At 72.5% G+C, this 15,528-nt stretch carries 18 protein-coding genes and 2 tRNA genes; 9 read left to right on the top strand and 11 right to left on the bottom strand.

Translation table 11 applies throughout. The features are described from left to right. The first annotated feature begins 40 nt into the window (after positions 1–40). Positions 41–970 carry a 5'-nucleotidase gene (locus EBO35_RS05920; RefSeq protein ID WP_122819365.1) on the top strand — a complete coding sequence of 310 codons (930 nt, stop codon included), beginning with the start codon at positions 41–43 and terminating at the stop codon, positions 968–970. 143 nt (positions 971–1,113) lie between these two features. Here EBO35_RS05920 and EBO35_RS19395 read toward each other — a convergent pair whose 3' ends face one another. Continuing rightward, positions 1,114–2,139, bottom strand: coding sequence for a hypothetical protein (locus EBO35_RS19395; RefSeq protein ID WP_164477838.1), 1,026 nt, complete (start codon positions 2,137–2,139; stop codon positions 1,114–1,116). 369 nt (positions 2,140–2,508) lie between these two features. Between EBO35_RS19395 and EBO35_RS05905 the strand changes: the two genes are divergently transcribed. Together EBO35_RS05905 and EBO35_RS05900 are read left to right on the top strand one after the other, a co-directional pair. Continuing rightward, positions 2,509–2,582 (top strand) — tRNA-Arg (locus EBO35_RS05905). Between the two features lie 227 nt (positions 2,583–2,809). Then, positions 2,810–3,103, top strand: a complete 294-nt coding sequence (locus EBO35_RS05900; protein ID WP_122816898.1) for an STAS domain-containing protein — start codon at positions 2,810–2,812, stop codon at positions 3,101–3,103. Positions 3,104–3,139: 36 nt separating this feature from the next. Here EBO35_RS05900 and EBO35_RS19390 read toward each other — a convergent pair whose 3' ends face one another. Further along, positions 3,140–3,292 (bottom strand): hypothetical protein, encoded by a 153-nt coding sequence (locus tag EBO35_RS19390; protein WP_164477837.1) that lies wholly within the window; start codon positions 3,290–3,292, stop codon positions 3,140–3,142. An 83-nt stretch (positions 3,293–3,375) separates the two neighbouring features. Between EBO35_RS19390 and EBO35_RS05895 the strand changes: the two genes are divergently transcribed. After that, positions 3,376–3,741, top strand: a complete 366-nt coding sequence (locus tag EBO35_RS05895; RefSeq protein ID WP_122816897.1) for a hypothetical protein — start codon at positions 3,376–3,378, stop codon at positions 3,739–3,741. A 103-nt stretch (positions 3,742–3,844) separates the two neighbouring features. Beyond that, positions 3,845–4,801, top strand: a complete 957-nt coding sequence (locus tag EBO35_RS05890) for a sulfotransferase family protein (protein ID WP_241153883.1) — start codon at positions 3,845–3,847, stop codon at positions 4,799–4,801. A 57-nt stretch (positions 4,802–4,858) separates the two neighbouring features. Here the strand turns inward: EBO35_RS05890 and EBO35_RS05885 are convergent, their stop codons facing one another. Continuing rightward, positions 4,859–5,746 carry an immunoglobulin domain-containing family protein gene (locus EBO35_RS05885; RefSeq protein WP_122816896.1) on the bottom strand — a complete coding sequence of 296 codons (888 nt, stop codon included), beginning with the start codon at positions 5,744–5,746 and terminating at the stop codon, positions 4,859–4,861. A 74-nt stretch (positions 5,747–5,820) separates the two neighbouring features. On the opposite strand from EBO35_RS05885, the gene EBO35_RS05880 reads away from it, so the two are divergent. Then, on the top strand, positions 5,821–6,246 hold the full coding sequence (locus tag EBO35_RS05880; RefSeq protein ID WP_122816895.1) for a DUF6314 family protein: 426 nt from the start codon (positions 5,821–5,823) through the stop codon (positions 6,244–6,246). Here EBO35_RS05880 and EBO35_RS05875 read toward each other — a convergent pair. Genes EBO35_RS05875 through EBO35_RS05845 form a run of 7 tightly spaced genes read right to left on the bottom strand, consistent with a single transcriptional unit; the run spans position 6,221 to position 12,720 of the window. Beyond that, a complete protein-coding gene (locus EBO35_RS05875) occupies positions 6,221–7,081 on the bottom strand; it encodes a glycosyltransferase family 2 protein (protein WP_122816894.1) in 861 nt (286 codons plus the stop codon). The two genes, EBO35_RS05880 and EBO35_RS05875, sit on opposite strands and share 26 nt — an antisense overlap. Next, positions 7,078–8,055, bottom strand: a complete 978-nt coding sequence (locus EBO35_RS05870) for a glycosyltransferase (RefSeq protein ID WP_122816893.1) — start codon at positions 8,053–8,055, stop codon at positions 7,078–7,080. Before EBO35_RS05870 ends, EBO35_RS05875 begins: the two co-directional genes overlap by 4 nt. Before the next feature lie 10 nt (positions 8,056–8,065). Further along, complete coding sequence (locus EBO35_RS05865; protein WP_122816892.1) at positions 8,066–9,133, bottom strand: glycosyltransferase; 1,068 nt, start codon at positions 9,131–9,133, stop codon at positions 8,066–8,068. Next, the gene (locus tag EBO35_RS05860) at positions 9,130–10,248 is read right to left on the bottom strand and encodes a glycosyltransferase family protein (protein ID WP_241153882.1); all 1,119 of its coding nucleotides are present in this window, start codon (positions 10,246–10,248) and stop codon (positions 9,130–9,132) included. The genes EBO35_RS05865 and EBO35_RS05860 overlap by 4 nt, the downstream gene beginning before the upstream one ends. A gap of 58 nt (positions 10,249–10,306) precedes the next feature. Beyond that, positions 10,307–11,359, bottom strand: a complete 1,053-nt coding sequence (locus EBO35_RS05855) for an adenosine deaminase (protein WP_122816891.1) — start codon at positions 11,357–11,359, stop codon at positions 10,307–10,309. Positions 11,360–11,400: 41 nt separating this feature from the next. Further along, on the bottom strand, positions 11,401–12,153 hold the full coding sequence (locus tag EBO35_RS05850) for a DsbA family protein (protein ID WP_122816890.1): 753 nt from the start codon (positions 12,151–12,153) through the stop codon (positions 11,401–11,403). Continuing rightward, complete coding sequence (locus EBO35_RS05845; protein ID WP_241153881.1) at positions 12,154–12,720, bottom strand: MauE/DoxX family redox-associated membrane protein; 567 nt, start codon at positions 12,718–12,720, stop codon at positions 12,154–12,156. 92 nt (positions 12,721–12,812) lie between these two features. Here EBO35_RS05845 and orn point away from each other — a divergent pair, with 92 nt between their 5' ends. Further along, on the top strand, positions 12,813–13,460 hold the full coding sequence (gene orn / locus EBO35_RS05840; protein WP_122816889.1) for an oligoribonuclease: 648 nt from the start codon (positions 12,813–12,815) through the stop codon (positions 13,458–13,460). A gap of 48 nt (positions 13,461–13,508) precedes the next feature. Next, a tRNA-His gene (locus tag EBO35_RS05835) sits at positions 13,509–13,584 on the top strand. A gap of 75 nt (positions 13,585–13,659) precedes the next feature. Here EBO35_RS05835 and EBO35_RS05830 read toward each other — a convergent pair. After that, on the bottom strand, positions 13,660–14,301 hold the full coding sequence (locus tag EBO35_RS05830; protein ID WP_122816888.1) for a response regulator transcription factor: 642 nt from the start codon (positions 14,299–14,301) through the stop codon (positions 13,660–13,662). A gap of 164 nt (positions 14,302–14,465) precedes the next feature. Between EBO35_RS05830 and EBO35_RS05825 the strand changes: the two genes are divergently transcribed. Beyond that, on the top strand, positions 14,466–15,185 hold the full coding sequence (locus EBO35_RS05825; RefSeq protein ID WP_122816887.1) for a hypothetical protein: 720 nt from the start codon (positions 14,466–14,468) through the stop codon (positions 15,183–15,185). Positions 15,186–15,528: the final 343 nt, after the last annotated feature.

Raw genomic sequence — 15,528 nt, 5'->3', positions numbered from 1 at the left:
TCCCAGGTCGTCATAGAACTCGTACGGTTGAAGCGTGGCCATGCAATGGACTGACACACTCGTTATCGGCGTCGCGTCGAGCGCGCTCTTCGACCTGACTGAGTCACACGCAGTCTTCGACGAGCAGGGAGAAGACGAGTACAGGGCGTTCCAGGAAGCACAGTACGAGGAGCAACTCGCACCTGGCATTGCGTTCCCGTTCATCAGGAGGTTGCTCGGCCTGAACGACTTAGCTACCGGGCCATCCCCGGTCGTTGAGGTCATCGTGCTGTCGCGGAACGACCCCGAGACTGGGGCGCGGGTCATGCGTTCGATCGAGACCCACGGTCTGCCGATGACACGGGCGGTCTTCACGCAGGGGCGCTCGCCGTACAAGTACATACCGGCGTTCGGAATGAAGCTGTTCCTGTCGGCGAACCCGAAGGACGTCGCCGAAGCCACCGAACTCGGCTTCCCGGCAGGACAAGTCGTCGGTTCGGTGGCGGATCTTGAGGCGGATGATCCCGAGGACCGTGATCTGCGGGTCGCGTTCGACTTCGACGCGGTACTGGCTGATGACTCCGCGGAACGGGTGTACGCCGCTGAAGGCATAGAGGGCTATCACGAGCATGAGACGACGATGGCTGAGGTTCCGCTGCCCCCGGGTCCCATGAAGGATCTTCTTGGCGCGATCAACCGGATCCAAGATCTCGAGGACGCGAGAGCGAAGGACGACGCCCGTTATGCGCGACGCCTGTTCGTCTCAATCGTGACTGCTCGCAACGCTCCCGCGTACGCCCGCGCCATCAAGTCCTTGAAGTCCTGGGGTCTGCGAGTGAACGACGGCTTCTTCCTAGGTGGTTGGGAGAAGAGCACTGTGCTCGGAATTTTGAAGCCCCACATCTTCTTCGATGACCAGATGTCGCACCTTGAAGGAACGCAGAGCTTGGTTCCGAGCGTCCACGTTCCATTCGGCGTCAAGAACCTGTAGAGCGAGGATGCTGCCCCCCGGATCGTCTTAGACCCCGACGCAGTGCGAAATAAACAGGCGAGCGATTCTTACGCCGACTAGCGACGAATGCAGCGGCTCCGAGCGCACGGCAAATCGAGCAACCGATGCCACGCGTCTGGCATTCATCCGGTGTTCTTGGCTGCCAGCTCACGAGCTCGATCGAGCCGCTCGGCCAGCTTGCCCTGCAGCGCGCCAGGGCCGCGCTCCTCCGGAGGGCAGGCATTTATCCACCGCTCCACGGCAGCGATCTCGGCGACATAGTCACGTCGCTTGCGATGGATGATCGCTGCTCGCTCCGTGTATGCGGGCGCTGGCTCCCGCCCGCTGATACTCGCTTCCTGCTCGGCGGCGATAATCAGGGCCTCGAGCAGTGCCAGCGCCTCATCGGCGCGGCCGTCCTTTTCGAGTGCCTGGGCGTGCTTGAGCCAGTCCCAAAGTGGCTGACCGGCGAACGTCATGGCTTCAACCTCGGCCCTAGTGCGCGACCGGACGTCCCGGATTGCGGCACCGAGGTCGATAGTCGCGATGGTGCGCGCCATGCGTCGCTCGTCTGCTGCCTTCGACTGCCGATCGCGTTCGCGATACCAATGCTGCCCGATCGACTTGAAGGTTGGGGCCTCGTCAGGATCGCGGCCTAGTTCAGCGGAGAGGTTGTAGGCGCGCCACCAGACGTTCCCGTTGTGATCGGCGGCCTTGATCCCTGCTTCACCGGCAGCGGGCGGCAGGGGATCGAAGCCATCTGGGACACGGTCGATCAACGGACGGTCGACTGGCAGGCCTGCCGCGCGGCGGGCGAGGTCCAGCCACGCGTGCGATGGGGAGTCGCGTCGCTGTTGCGCGGCCACGACTTCAAGGGGCGAGATCAGGCGGCTTAGCGCCTTCAGTTCCATGCCTCTGGCTTGGGCAGGCATTCCCAACGCGCCCACGACCACGCTGCTCTCTCCCTCCCAACCGTCGGCGACTGCCCATTGCCCGATCTGCGGCGGTAAGGGAAACGGCCACGTGTACGCGTAGCCGTGATCGGGTGAGAAGTTTCTGAGTGGATCTCGGGAGCCGAGTTCACGGAAGGCAACCGTCACGATTGTCGTCGGGACGGCGCTCTTCGGGGGCGGGGCGGCATTGCGGGATTGGCGGGAGAACAGACCCATGCGCTCAGGCTTGCACGCACTCGAGACACCCGCACGCCAATCGTGGCTACTAGGCGGCTCCCGTGAGACCGATGCTGTGCCACCGCGTCTATCTGGGCGGTGCACCGGATCGCGCCAGGAGTGCGGCGGCCGGTTGCGCTCACCGCGCTGGCGCACAGTCAGATGAGCTCGCTGGCACGGATCCGCCGACCGGCGCAGGACGTGACCGACGATTGGCGCGGCAACGCGGGGAGGATCTGGCCTGCCGCAAGTGCAGCAACAGTCCGCGGACAAGACCCCCTAGACTGACCCGCGGGTCGGCGCTGCAAAGTCGGGTGGATCGCACGGGTGTTATCCCGAGGGTTCTCCCGACTGCAATTCCGATCCCCAGCCTCCGTAGCTCAGCTGGATAGAGCAGCGGCCTTCTAATCCGCCGGTCGCAGGTTCGAGTCCTGCCGGGGGCGCACCGGGTCCCGCCAGCGGTGACCCCACCCTGGGTCGCGCGGATGCGCCGGCCGGCGCCGGCTCCCACCCCGGAAGGTGTGACGGAGGGGGTTTGACCGCCGCGATACTGGAGCGGTCGGCGCCCTCGCCTCGGCATGAACCGAGAGGTCCGACCCATGCTCCCTGTCACCGCCGCTTCCCGACCCCCGCTCCGCGAACGTCGTACGCCGCTCAGGCGGTCGGTCAGATGACCGCCACGACGCCGCAGGCCGCGACTCCGCGGGTCCTTGAGCTCGAGGGCGATCTCGACGAGCTGGAGATCGAGAACCTGAAGGCGGTGCTCGACGACTACGGCGACGAGCCGCTCCTGGTGCTGGACCTGTCGCGGGTCACCTACCTCTCCAGCCTGGCCGTCAGCGCGATCGTCAACGCCCTGCGCCGGGCGCGGGCCCGCGGCCACGAGCTCACCGTGCAGGTGAAGCGGGACACGATCCCGGAGCGGGTCCTGTTCATCACCGCGATCCCCTACCGGGCGATCTGACCCGTAGGACGCGTCGGCCGGCGGCCCGGGGCTGCGCTAGGAGTTGTAGCGCAGCAGCGTGATGACCGCGAAGATCACCACGACCACGATCACCAGGCCGAGGACCGCGAAGGCCGGCCCGATGGCACCCTTGCGGGGCCCGTTCAGGGGCTTGTTGGTGGTGGGCCTCTCCTGGTGCTGATCATCCATGCCGCCCCGGTCCCCCGCCGGGCCGCCCCGCATGCGTCCCGCCGGCTGGGTACCGGGCGCCCACCAGCGAGGAGGAGTACGCCGTGGCCGTGACCAGCTTCCAGGACCTGCCCCTGGCCGACCGGGACCGCGCGTGGGACGGCGCCGCCGCCGAGAAGCGGGTGCGCGCCTGGGCCGACGCCGAGGACGGACCCAACCCGAAGTACCGCGACGCCCACGTCTGGTACGACGCCGAGAACAAGGAGAACTTCACGGCGTACAAGCTGCTGGTCGCCGACGTCGTCGACGGCCGGCTCCGGGCCGTCCCCCGCGGCGTGATCGCCGCGGGCAACGTGATGCAGGGCTCCCGCGGCGGCGTCGACCTGCCGGCCAAGGACATCGACCGGGTCAAGAGCCACCTGGCGAAGTACTACGCCAAGATGGGCGACTCGGCCCCCTGGGAGGACTGACCATCGGCCCCTGGCGCATTCGCCGGAAACCGTCGACCGGGCCCGTCCACGCCATTACTGTCGGCGACGTCGTGAACCCGGCAGTTCGACCGCGGAGGTCGCCGTGACCCGCTCGCTCCAGCCCGACTTCCTGATCATCGGCGCCCCCAAGGCGGGCACCACCGCCCTGCACGCCGCGCTCGCCCAGCACCCCCAGGTCTTCTCCACGACCCCGAAGGAGCCGAAGTACTGGCTCTGCGACGACGCGCCGCCGCCCGCGTGGAGCGGACCCGGCGACAAGCACTCCCAGCAGGAGTGGTTCTGGCGCCGCCGCGACTACGAGCGGCTCTTCGAGCCCGCCCGGCCCGACCAGGTGCGCGGCGAGAGCACCGCGTTCTACCTGTGGAACACCGGCGCCCACCGCCGGATCGGCGAGGCGCTGCCCGAGGTCCGGCTGATCGCGCTCCTGCGCGACCCCATCGACCGCGCGTACAGCAACTGGATGCACCTGTGGTGCGACGGGCTCGAGCCGGTCGCCGACTTCGAGGCCGCCTTCGCCCTCCAGGACCAGCGCGTCGAGGACGGCTGGGCGCCGTTCTGGCGCTACGCCGACCTCGGCCGGTACGGCGAGCAGCTCGAGCACCTCTACCGGTACGTCGACCCCGCGCGGGTCCTGGTGCTGCGCTACCGCGAGCTCGTCGACGAGCCCACCGCGACCCTGGACCGAGCCTGCCGCTTCCTCGGCATCGACGAGGGCGTGGTCGACTCCGTGCCGCGCGACAACCTGCGCAACTTCGTGGAGCCCGGCCTGCGCTCGGACGTCCTCGGGCCGGTGGTCCGGGCCGGGGCCCGGCTCGGGCAGTTCGCGCCGCCCGAGGTGTGGCGGCGGGCCAGCGCGCCGCTGGTCCGCCGGCTCCAGGCCGGGGGCGGCCACCGTCCCAAGCTCTCCGCGGAGGCCCGCGAGCGGCTGGTTCCGCACTTCGCGGACGACGTGGCGCTGCTCTCCCGGCTCACCGGCCAGGACTTCGCCGACTGGATCTCCACCGAGAGCCGCGGCTCGTTCAGCGAGCGCAGCGCCTGACCGGCGTCCGCCCGGGAAGGCCGGGAAGGCCGGGAACGCCGGGAACGCCGGGCCGGGTCAGCGGACCACTGTCACCAGGTCGTGGGCGCCGTCGGGCCGGGCGGCCTCGATGTAGAAGCGGGTCTCTCCCGACGGCAGCGGCACCGCCGCGGCGTACCGGAACGCGCCGTCGGAGTGCGGCGAGCGGATCGGCGCCAGCGCCTCGTCGGCGACCAGCCGCTCGCCGTCCCACCGGGCCACGCCGGTCGTCTCGTGCCAGTTCGAGGCGGCGTCCGGGCGTCCGTCGTACAGCACGCTGAGCGGCTCCTCGGTCAGCACCGCGGTGACCCGGGCGCCGCGGGCGTCCCAGCTCCCCGGACGGCCGACGAGCACCTCGCCGCGGTCGGTCCACCTCAGGCCGTCGTCGCTGGTGAGGTGCCGGGTCGTCATCCGGTCCTCGGCGCCGGTCTCGGTCAGCGGGTGGCAGCACAGCCACATGTCCCAGCCGTGCTCGCCGCGGAGGATGACCGGGTCCTTGACAGCGGTGCGCTCGTCGCCGGGCAGCACGATCCGTCGCTCCCCCAGCGGCAGCCCCTCGACGCTCGCGGCGGTGAGGCTGTCGACCCACCAGTGCTTCGAGCCCGGGGTGGCGCAGGAGAGGTAGAGCCGCCAGCCCCCGCCCGGCAGCGGGACCAGGACCGGCCGCTCGAAGGACTCCGCGCCGAACGCCTCACGGCGCACCTCGACGACCGGCTCGAAGCGCTCGCCGTCGTCGGAGCGCGCCACCACCACCGAGACCCCGCGGCCGTCGGTCAGCGGCCGGCGCACCCGCCAGGTCAGCCAGAACACGCCCTCGTGCAGCACCGCGCTCGCGGCGCCCGCCCAGTTGCCGGGGCCGGCGGCGGGCGCGGGCACCACGACCCGGGCGTCGTCGTAGGTCGGGAGCGCGAGGGTGTCGGCGGTCATGAAGCCATGTTAGTCCACCGACCCACTGGATAATCGGGTTCGCCGCGGCTCCGCCGGTCGGGAAGAATGGGGGCGTGCCCGCCACCGACGCTCCGCTGCTCCCGACCGACCTGCTCGGCACCTGGACGCTGGAGCGGGAGGTCGACGACCGGCTCGGCGGCGAGGTCCGCCGGGTCACCGGCTCCGCGAGCCTGGCCCGGCTCGCCGAGGACCACGTCCGGTGGACCGAGGAGGGCGTGATGACCTGGTCCGGCGGGTCGGTCGAGGTCGGCCGCACCCTCGACGTCGTACGCCGGGGCGACGAGGGCTGGTGGGTGCTCTTCTCCGACGGCCGGGACTTCCACCCCTGGTCGGTCGGCAGCGAGGTCGACCACCCCTGCGGCGCCGACCACTACCGCGGCCTGGTCGCCGGCGACGCCCGGGCCTGGACCGTGACCTGGCGGACCACCGGCCCGCACAAGGACTACGTGATGGTCACCCGGCACTCCGACCGGCGCTGACCCGCTCGGCTGTCCGCACCCACCGGCCGGCACGCTGCTCCACCAGCCCGAGCCGTTCGAACTCGCTCAGCCAGCCGCCCATCGGCCATCCGCCCCACCGGTCGTGGAAGAGCGCGGCGTTGCGCAGGATGTCGTCGAGGTGCTCGACCGGCGGGTCGGAGACCGGGTGCCACTGGTGGTAGGCGCGAGCGGCTCCCACCCAGCCGAGGCCGACGCCCGCGGCCCCGAGCCGGCGGCCGAAGTCGGTGTCCTCGCCGCCGTAGCCGACGTACGCCTCGTCGAACCCGCCGGCAGCGGTCCAGGCCTCGGCGGAGAACCCGAAGGACAGCGACCAGAACAGGTCGGGGTTCGCACCGTCGACCTCCTCCCCCGGCGCCGGGGCGGGCCGCGCCGGGTGCGGGGCGTCCAGCGCCGGCAGGCGGTCCAGGGGGTAGCCGGCCGGGCCGGGCGGGTCGAGGTAGGTGACCGGCCCGGACCAGACCGTGCCGGGGCGCCGCCCGACCACGTCGGCGTACGCCGCGACGAGGTCGGGACCCGCGAGGCAGTCGACGTCGAGGCAGACCACGACGTCGCACCCCACGTCGAGGGCGGCCGCGACGCCGGTGTTGCGGGCCCGAGCCAGCGGGAGCCCGTGCGGCTCCCGCGCGACCGGGTGGACGGCGGGGCGTAGGCCGTCGCGCTCCGGCCAGGTCGCCAGCTCGCTGTCGTCCATCGCCACCAGCACCCAGGTGTCCGGCCGCCGGCTGCCGGCGGCGAGCGACGCGTGCTGCGCGGCCAGGTGCTCGTGGCGCCCGGACGCGATCGTCACCACCCCGACCCGGACGGGCCCGCTCATCGGGTCCCCTGCAGCAGCGCCGCGAACCGGTGTGCAGCAGCGCCGTCGCACCACGGCGCCCAGGCCTCGCCGTCCAGGGCGGCCGCCTCCGCGAGCCGCCGCTCCCAGCCCTGCGCCGGGAACACCGGCTCCACCAGCGCCGGCCACGGCCCGGCGGCCAGGACGTCGGCGGTCGTCACCTGCTCGTCGTGCGGGCGCGGCTGCGGCACCACCACGGCGGGCCGGCGCGCCGCGGCCACCTCGGCCAGCGCGTTCTGGCCGGCGTGGGTCACCACGACGTCCGCGTCCTCGACGACGGCGCGGGGGTCGGCCACCCAGGAGCCGTGCTGCCGGCTCAGCACGCTCCACTCCCAGCCCGGGGTCTGGGCGCGCGCCGCGTCCAGGGCGTCGTCGACCCGGCCGCCCGTCCCGGCCAGGTAGGCCACCCGCGGCGGGCCGGGCCGCCGCGGCCGGGGACGGCGTACCGGGAAGCGCGAGAGCCCGCCCAGCGCCCGCACCCGGCCCGCCACCTCGGCGGGGACGTCACGCAGCATCCCGGCCGCCTCGGGCGGCCACAGGCCGACCAGCTCGGCGGAGACGTCGAAGCCGAGCCGGTGCGCGGCGTCGCCCCGGCAGCCGGGCACCACCACCGTCACGACCGGGACGCCGTGCAACCGGGCCAGCAGCGCGATCTCCACGGAGACGTCGGCGACCAGCAGCCGCGGACGGGCCGCGTCGAGCCACCGCGCGACCCGGGCGGTACGCCGGCGCAGGCCGGCGTCGCCGAGCGGGACCCAGTGCAGCCGCCCGGCCGCGGTCGGGTCGAGGGCCGTCCCGCCCTCGTCGTCGCGGTCCAGGTGCAGCCACTCCCCCGGCCAGTCGGCCGGGCGCGGGGCTGAGGAGATGCCCACGACGGGCTCGTCCAGCGCGCGCGCCAGCGCCGCCGCCCGGTGCTGGTGCCCGGCGCCCTGGTGGTGGACGTAGTAGCCGATCACGGTCCCGGCCTCACGCGGCGACCGGGCCGGCGACCAGCTCGGCGTAGCAGCGCTCGTACTCGCTGACCATCCGGTCCAGCGAGCAGTGCCGCACCGCGTGCTCGCGCACGGCCGCTCGGTCCAGTCCCGCGGCCTCGCGGATCGCGGTCGCCAGCGCCGCGACGTCCCCGGGCGGCGCCAGCCGACCCGCCTGCGGGGCGACCACCTCGGGCAGCGCGCCGCGGGCGTAGGAGGCGACCGGGGTCCCGCAGGCCATCGCCTCGGCGGCGACCAGCCCGTACGGCTCGTCCCAGGCGGGCGTGACCACCGCGACCGAGGCCGCCGCCAGCAGCGCGGCGATCCGGTGCTGGGGCAGGTGGCCGGCGTACTCGACGTCGCCACCGAGGCGGGGCGCCACCTCCCGCGCGAAGTACGCCGGGTCCAGCACCGGGCCGAGCAGCACCAGCGGCATCCCGGCCTCGCGGGCGGCGTCGATCGCGACGTGCGGCGCCTTCTCGGGCACCAGCCGCCCCGACCAGACCGCCCGGCCGCCGCCCTCCCCGAGGCGCCAGACGTCGGTGTCGACGCCGTTGTGCACGGTGCGGCTGCTCACCCGGTGCCGCCACGCGTCGGCGGTGAAGCGGCTCACCGCGATGAAGCGGGACGCGTCGGGGTCCAGGGCGATCGCTGACTCCAGCCACGGCACCGGCGGCGTGTGCAGGGTGGTCACCATCGGGACCGGAACGGCCGAGGCCATCGCGACCGGCAGGTGGTGCAGGCTGTTGTTGTGCACGACGTCGAAGCGCTCGGCGCCGGTGCGGGCCAGCTCCAGCATCAGGCCCAGGTAGGCGTGGTGCTCGGCCATCCAGGCCTCGGGCGGGGCGCCGACGTCGGCGCGGGCGGCGGGGCTCGACGCGAAGACCGGCAGCGGCAGCTCGGTCACCGGCAGGTCCGGGTCCGACCCGGGGGCGGCGAAGACCGCGACGTCGTGGCCCCGCCGCACCAGCTCGCGCGCGAGGTGGGCGGTCATCGCCTCCAGCCCGCCGGCGAACGGCTCACGGACCGGGAACCTGCTCGACGCGATCAGGCAGATCCTCATCGGGCGGCCACGGCGCGGTAGAGCCGCTCGTGCGCCGCCGCGACCTCCGCCCGCTGGGTCCGGCGCTCCTCGACCCCGACGCCGAGCCGGGGCCGGCTCCGGTGGGCCTCGACGATCGCGGCCGCCAGCGAGTCGGGATCGAAGCCCCGCTCCTCGTCGTGGACGTAGCCCAGCACCGGGCCCTGGTCGGCGAAGTAGCCGCAGCTGGGCGCGACCACGGTGGTGCCGAGGTCGCGGCAGGCCTCCAGCCACCCGGAGTGGGTGCCGAAGCGGTAGGGCAGCACCGAGACGTCGAGGGAGCTCAGGTAGTCCCACAGGTCGGCGTCGGGCAGGAAGTCGTGGACCGCCAGCTCCAGGTCGCCGCGCGCCTGCCCGGAGTCCAGGTACGCCGTGAGCTCGGCGTCGTGGCGCGCCCCGTCGCGGTCGTGGACGTCGTGGTGGACGTTCACCTGGAGCACCGCACCGGGCAGCCCGCGCACCGTGTCGACCAGGGTCGGCAGGATCCGCAGCGGGTCCATGCTGGCCCGCAGGCTCTTGGCGTGCACCCCGACCCGGAACCGGTCGGTGCGGCGGTGGGCCCGGGCCTGCTGCGCGAGCACCATCGTCGGGAGGTCCACGACGTGCGGGTGCGGCAGCACCAGCGCCTCGCGGTCCCAGCGCCGTCGGATCTCCGCCGCGGCGCCCCGGGTCAGCGTCACCACGGCGTCGGCGGCCGGCACCAGCACGTCGAGCTGGGCGTCGTGCACGCCCCGCTCGAGGTGGTGCGGGTTGCGCAGGTCGTGCACCGTGAAGACCAGCGGCTTGCCGCGGCGACGCAGCGTGGCCACCAGCTCGTGCAGCTGCTCCAGCGAGCAGGAGTCGAAGCCGAACTGCAGGTGCATCAGGTCGAAGTCGGCCTCCGCCGCCCACCGCGGGTCCAGCATCACCGGCGGCCACCACTTCTCGACAGCGGAGCGCTCCGGGGAGTCGGGGTCGGGGTCGGGCAGCCGGACCGCTCCCGGCCCGGTCTCGGGGGCCAGGTGCCGGACGTAGACGTGCCCGGCCGGGACCGAGGCGACCACCAGCTGGTCGGGGCGGGAGCTATCGGTGCCCGCGGGCGCGCTGAGGGTGGTCACGGCCCGTTCTGTACCCGGACCCCTCGGCGGACACCATCACCCCTCCGGGCGTGGCCGCTCAGCGCACGAGGGCCTGCGTGGCGGCGTACTCGTCGATCTCGGCGAGCACCCGGCGGCGTACGTCGTCCTCGGCGAAGGACACCCGGACCGCGGTCCGGGCCAGCTCGGCCACCCCCGCCTGGTCGAGCTCGAGCAGCTCCGCCGCCACGGCGTACTCCTGGGTCAGGGAGGTGGCGAACATCGGCGGGTCGTCGGAGTTCACGGTGATCGTGACCCCGGCGTCGCGGAAGGCGCGGATCGGGTGCTCGGCCAGGCTCGCGACCGCGCGCGTGGCGACGTTCGAGGTCGGGGCGACCTCGAGCGGGATGCCGTGCTCTGCCAGGTGCGCCAGCAGGGCGGGGTCCTGCGCCGCGGACGTGCCGTGGCCGATCCGCTCGGCGCCCAGCACCCGCACGGCGTCCCAGATGGTCTCCGGGCCGGTGGTCTCCCCGGCGTGCGGCACGCTGTGCAGCCCCGCCGCGCGCGCCGCCTCGAAGTGCCGCCGGAACTGCGCCCGCGGCACCCCCGTCTCGGGCCCGCCGAGCCCGAACCCGACCAGCGCGTCGGGCCGGTGGTCCAGCGCGTAGCCCAGGGTCGCGTCGGCGGCGGGCAGCCCGAACTCGCCCGGGATGTCGTAGATCCAGCGCAGCACCAGCCCGAAGTCGCGCTGCACCGCCACCCGGGCGTCCTCGAGGGCCTCGGTGTAGGCCTCGATCGCCATCCCGGCGCCCTCGTCGTACGGACGCACCGAGGTGTACGGCGTGCAGGTGAGCTCGGCGTAGCGCAGCCGCTGCCCCTCGGCCATCTCCCGCCCGATCTCGTAGGTCAGGTAGCGGATGTCCTCCGGCGTGCGGATCAGGGCGACGACCGCGAGGTAGATCTCGATGAAGTGCGCGAAGTCGCGGAACTCGAAGAACCGGCGCAGCTCGTCGAGGTCGCTCGGGACGGTCCCCGGGTGCCGCGCCGCCAGCTCGCTGACGATCCGCGGCGACGCGGACCCGACGTGGTGGACGTGCAGCTCGGCCTTGGGCAGCCCGCGGATGAACGCGCTGAGGTTGGTCTGGTCGCTCATCCGGAGCAGTGTGCCCGGCCGCCCAGCGCCTGGCCAGCCGTTTAGCCGTCCAGCTCCTCGACGAGCGCCTCGCCGAGCTCCTCGGCGGTTCCGCCGGCCTGGAAGACCTCACCGTCGACGAGGACCGTCGGCGTGGACCGCACGCCGGCGTCCTCGGCGGACTGCGTGGCCCGGTCCACCCACTCCTGCTGGGTGCCCTCGGTGATCGCGTCCCGGACCGCCTCCTCGTCGGCGCCGGCGGCCACTGCCCACTCGACGAGCTCGTCGTCGTCGGGGTACGGGCCGCCCTCGTCCGGCTGCTCCTCGAAGGCGATGTCGTGGAACGCCTTGGCCTGCTCGGCGCCGGCCTCCTGCAGCACGACCGCGAACGCGTTGGTCACGCGGGCGGAGTAGTCGCCGATCCCGCCCAGCAGCTCGAAGGGGCGGAACTCGACGAAGACCTTGCCCTCGTCGGCGAGCCGGACCAGGTCCTCGCGGGTGGCGGCCTCGAGGTCACCGCAGAACGGGCACAGGAAGTCCTCGTAGATGACGACCTTGCGGGGGGCGTCCGGGTCGCCGATGCTCACGCCGTACTCCTGCACCCCGGAGCTCGCGGCCCCGGCGGCGGGCGCCTCGACGTCCTTGGTCGGGTCGGTCGCCCGCAGCGCGAACGTCCCGGCGACGACGATCGCGACCAGCGCCACCACGACCCCGCCGATCATCAGCCACCGGCGGCGGCGCTCCTCGCGCTCCTGCTCACGCACGGCCTCGGCCGCTCGCTTGCTGCGTGACGCCGTGGCGTTCTTGTTCGACATTCAGCTCTGACCTTCCAACGAGACGGTGCTGTGTTCATCCTGAAGCTGGTCCGGGTCCTGGTCCTGGTCCCGGCCCTGGTCCCGGCCCTGGTCCGGGGAGTCCTCGGCCGGCCGCCGCTGCGGCAGCAGCACGTTGTCCACGGCGTACCTGCTGCGCGGCCAGCGGACCAGGAAGAGCGAGACCGCGAGCAGGACCGCGTCGCGGGCCAGCTCGACGGGGTACTTCGACGCGGCGTCGGGGTCGTACCCGCCGCCACCGAAGCAGCCGCAGTCGATCTGCAGGCCGCGGCTCCACGCGGAGGCGATGCCGATGATGAAGGCCACGAACAGCAGCGCCGAGAGCACCGCGGAGGCTCGCACCAGCACGCCGAGCACCAGGGTCGCGCCGACGACGACCTCCAGGACCGGGAGGAGGTGGCCGACGGTCGGCACCACCGCGTCCGGCAGCAGGTCGTAGGCACGCACGGCCTGCACGCTCGCTGCGGGGTCGGTCACCTTGGCGGCCCCGGCGGCGATCCAGACGCCCCCGACGACCACCCGTGCCAGCAGACCCAGCCACTCCCTCACGCAGGACACCCTAGGGCCGTCGCCTGAGTCGGCGCTGAGAGGCGAAGGTCCCGAGGACCCGGGACCTGAGGTACGCCGTAGGGTGGCTCCTCGTGAACGAACGACTGGTCTGGATCGACTGCGAGATGACCGGGCTCGACCTCGGTGCCGACGCCCTGATCGAGGTCGCGGCCCTGGTCACCGACTTCGACCTGAACGTGCTCGGCGACGGCGTCGACATCATCGTCCGTCCCCCGGACGAGGCGCTCGAGCAGATGGGCGACTTCGTGCGCTCGATGCACGAGAAGTCCGGCCTGCTGCCCGAGCTGGCCAACGGGGTCACCCTGGCCGAGGCCGAGGAGCGGGTGCTGGCCTACATCAAGCAGCACTGTCCCGACGGCAGCCGCCCGCCGCTGGCCGGGAACACCGTCGGCACCGACCGCGCGTTCCTGGCTCGCGACATGCCCGACCTCGAGTCGTTCCTGCACTACCGCATCGTCGACGTCTCCTCGATCAAGGAGCTCTCGCGGCGCTGGTTCCCCAAGGCCTACTTCCAGGCCCCGGCGAAGCGCGGCAACCACCGCGCGCTGGCCGACATCCAGGAGAGCATCGAGGAGCTGCGCTACTACCGGGAGGCGGTCTTCCTGCCGTCCCCGGGCATCGACAGCGACGCGGCGCGGGCCCTGGCCCAGAAGCACGGCGGCTCGCTGACCGGCATCCCCGACCCCGATGCCGGGGCCGATTCCGCGAGCGGCGAGTAGTTCCCGTACACTTCTGCCCGGCTCCCGCACTCCGGGAAGCCAGCCTTGGTGGGTATAGCTCAGCTGGTAGAGCGCTGCGTTGTGGTCGCAGATGTCGCGGGTTCAAGTCCCGTTACTCACCCCAACAGATCGAGCCCCTGACCTGGACCAGGTCAGGGGCTCGACTGCTCTGCGGGCAAGGCCGGGTCGAGAGCACCCCTCACGGCGAGCGCGGGCTCTGCCGCGGGTCCTCGACCCCGAAGGCGTGCTGGAAGCCCCAGGCGACCGCCTGGGCGCGGTTGGTGAAGCCGAGCTTGCGGTAGCAGGAGCGGATGTAGGTCTTGACGGTGTTGATGCTCAGGTAGGTCTGCGTCGCGATCTGCTGGTTGGTGAACCCCTGCACGACCAGGGCCAGGATCTCGGCCTCCCGCGCTCCCAGCCCGTACTCGGCACCGGACCAGCCCGCTTCCCCGTCCGGCGCGGTCCCCGACCGAGACCGAGGCAGGCGGCTGCCTTCGTGGATCGCGACCAACGCGTCGGCGAGCTCCGCACCGCTGATGCCCTTGTGGACGGTCCCGGCGACGCCGTACGCGCGTGCGGCGCCGGCGGGGTAGCTCTGCCAGCTGAAGATCACGACCTTCGCGTCGTTCTCGCGCACCAGCCGGCGCAGCTTCTCCTCATCGCCTGGTGGCCGGCCGAACATGTCGACGAGGATGATGTCGACGTCGGCCGCCACCCCGGTCGCGGTGGTCGACTCGACGACCTCCACCCGGTCGGCGTGATCATGGAGGATCGCGGCGAGGCCGCGCATCACGACCTCGTAGTCGTTGGCAAGGGCAACTCGGACAGGCACGACGGCCACTTCCCGATCCTTCTGGCGTCGATCACCGCATTGCTTACGGCCGACGACGCGTCACACCCCCAGTCAACCACCCCGCGCCACCCCGGCCGACGCCCACCGAAGCGGCCCGTCGACAAGTTGGTCGGTCGCGAGAAGGAATCGTCCGCGACGGGGTACAAGGCCGCGTGGAGCTCATTCCGGAGAGTGCTCAGGCGGCCGAGTTGTTCGGGCCGTTCCTGACCCCCGACAACGAGGACCTGCTCGACCAGCTGGTCGAGCGGGTCAGCCAGGTGCAGGATCTCATCCCCGACTGCGTCGGCGTCAGCGTCGCCTCGATGCAGGAGGGCATCACGTTCACGGTCGTCGCGAGCCACCGGGAGGTGGCGGTGCTGGACGCCGTGCAGTACATCGCCGGGCGGCCCCCGATGGAGGGCGCCGACGACCCGGGACGGCTCGAGGACGACGAGAGCAACCCGCTGGACGAGACCCGCTGGCAGGTCTTCGCCCAGGCGACCGCCGCCCACGCCGTGGCGAGCACCCTGACCCTGCCGATCATCACCGGGAGCGACGTGCTCGGCTGCGTCAACCTGTACGCCGCCACGAAGCACGCCTTCACCGGCCACCACGAGGAGATCGCCCACATCTTCGAGGCCTGGGCCCCCGGGGCGGTCACGAACGCCGACCTCGAGTTCAGCACCCGGCACACCGCCCAGCAGGCGCCGACGGTGCTGCGGGAGAAGGTGCGCATCGCGATGGCCGTGGGCTGGCTCGCCGAGAGCCACCGCCTCGAGGTCGACGAGGCGCGCGAGCTCTTCGACCAGGCGGTCCTCCGCACCGGCGTGACACCCGCCGAGCTGGCCGAGACCCTCCTGGCGGGGCGGGCCGCGGAGGACGAGCAGGACTGACGGCTCGGCGCCGTACCGCCCGCTGGGGATCACGCAGGGGCGCAGACCCGTCCCACGAAGTCCTCGAGGTTGGCCAGGAGGCGGGCGGCCCGGTCCTCGACGCTCAGCGTCTCGTGGATCCCGGGACCACCCGTGTGCAGCTTGCCGGGTAGGGCTGTCCGGGGCTCCGAGAACAACTGGTGGGGTCGGGAGGATTTGGGGGCCCCGATATCGCCCCGACCCCACCCGTTCTTCGAGAACGTTGACCCCACCCCACCTGTTTTTCCGGACAGCGCCGAGGCGAGCCGAGCCGCCTCCACCCCACCGGTCTCCCGCACGAAATGACCCCTCCGGATGATGCTGG

The sequence above is a fragment of the Nocardioides pantholopis genome (assembly GCF_003710085.1).
In the GTDB taxonomy this organism is placed as follows: Bacteria; Actinomycetota; Actinomycetes; order Propionibacteriales; family Nocardioidaceae; genus Nocardioides; species Nocardioides pantholopis.
Note: the sequence above shows the minus strand (reverse complement) of the source record. Positions and strands in the feature narration are given on the sequence as shown.

Bases quoted from the DNA above. Each gene is read 5' to 3' on its own strand.
- EBO35_RS05920 (WP_122819365.1), top strand. From the start codon at position 41: ATGCAATGGACTGACACACTCGTTATCGGCGTCGCGTCGAGCGCGCTC.
- EBO35_RS19395 (WP_164477838.1), bottom strand. From the start codon at position 2,139: ATGGGTCTGTTCTCCCGCCAATCCCGCAATGCCGCCCCGCCCCCGAAG.
- EBO35_RS05900 (WP_122816898.1), top strand. From the start codon at position 2,810: ATGACCGCCACGACGCCGCAGGCCGCGACTCCGCGGGTCCTTGAGCTC.
- EBO35_RS19390 (WP_164477837.1), bottom strand. From the start codon at position 3,292: ATGGATGATCAGCACCAGGAGAGGCCCACCACCAACAAGCCCCTGAAC.
- EBO35_RS05885 (WP_122816896.1), bottom strand. From the start codon at position 5,746: ATGACCGCCGACACCCTCGCGCTCCCGACCTACGACGACGCCCGGGTC.
- EBO35_RS05875 (WP_122816894.1), bottom strand. From the start codon at position 7,081: ATGAGCGGGCCCGTCCGGGTCGGGGTGGTGACGATCGCGTCCGGGCGC.
- EBO35_RS05865 (WP_122816892.1), bottom strand. From the start codon at position 9,133: ATGAGGATCTGCCTGATCGCGTCGAGCAGGTTCCCGGTCCGTGAGCCG.
- EBO35_RS05855 (WP_122816891.1), bottom strand. From the start codon at position 11,359: ATGAGCGACCAGACCAACCTCAGCGCGTTCATCCGCGGGCTGCCCAAG.
- EBO35_RS05850 (WP_122816890.1), bottom strand. From the start codon at position 12,153: ATGTCGAACAAGAACGCCACGGCGTCACGCAGCAAGCGAGCGGCCGAG.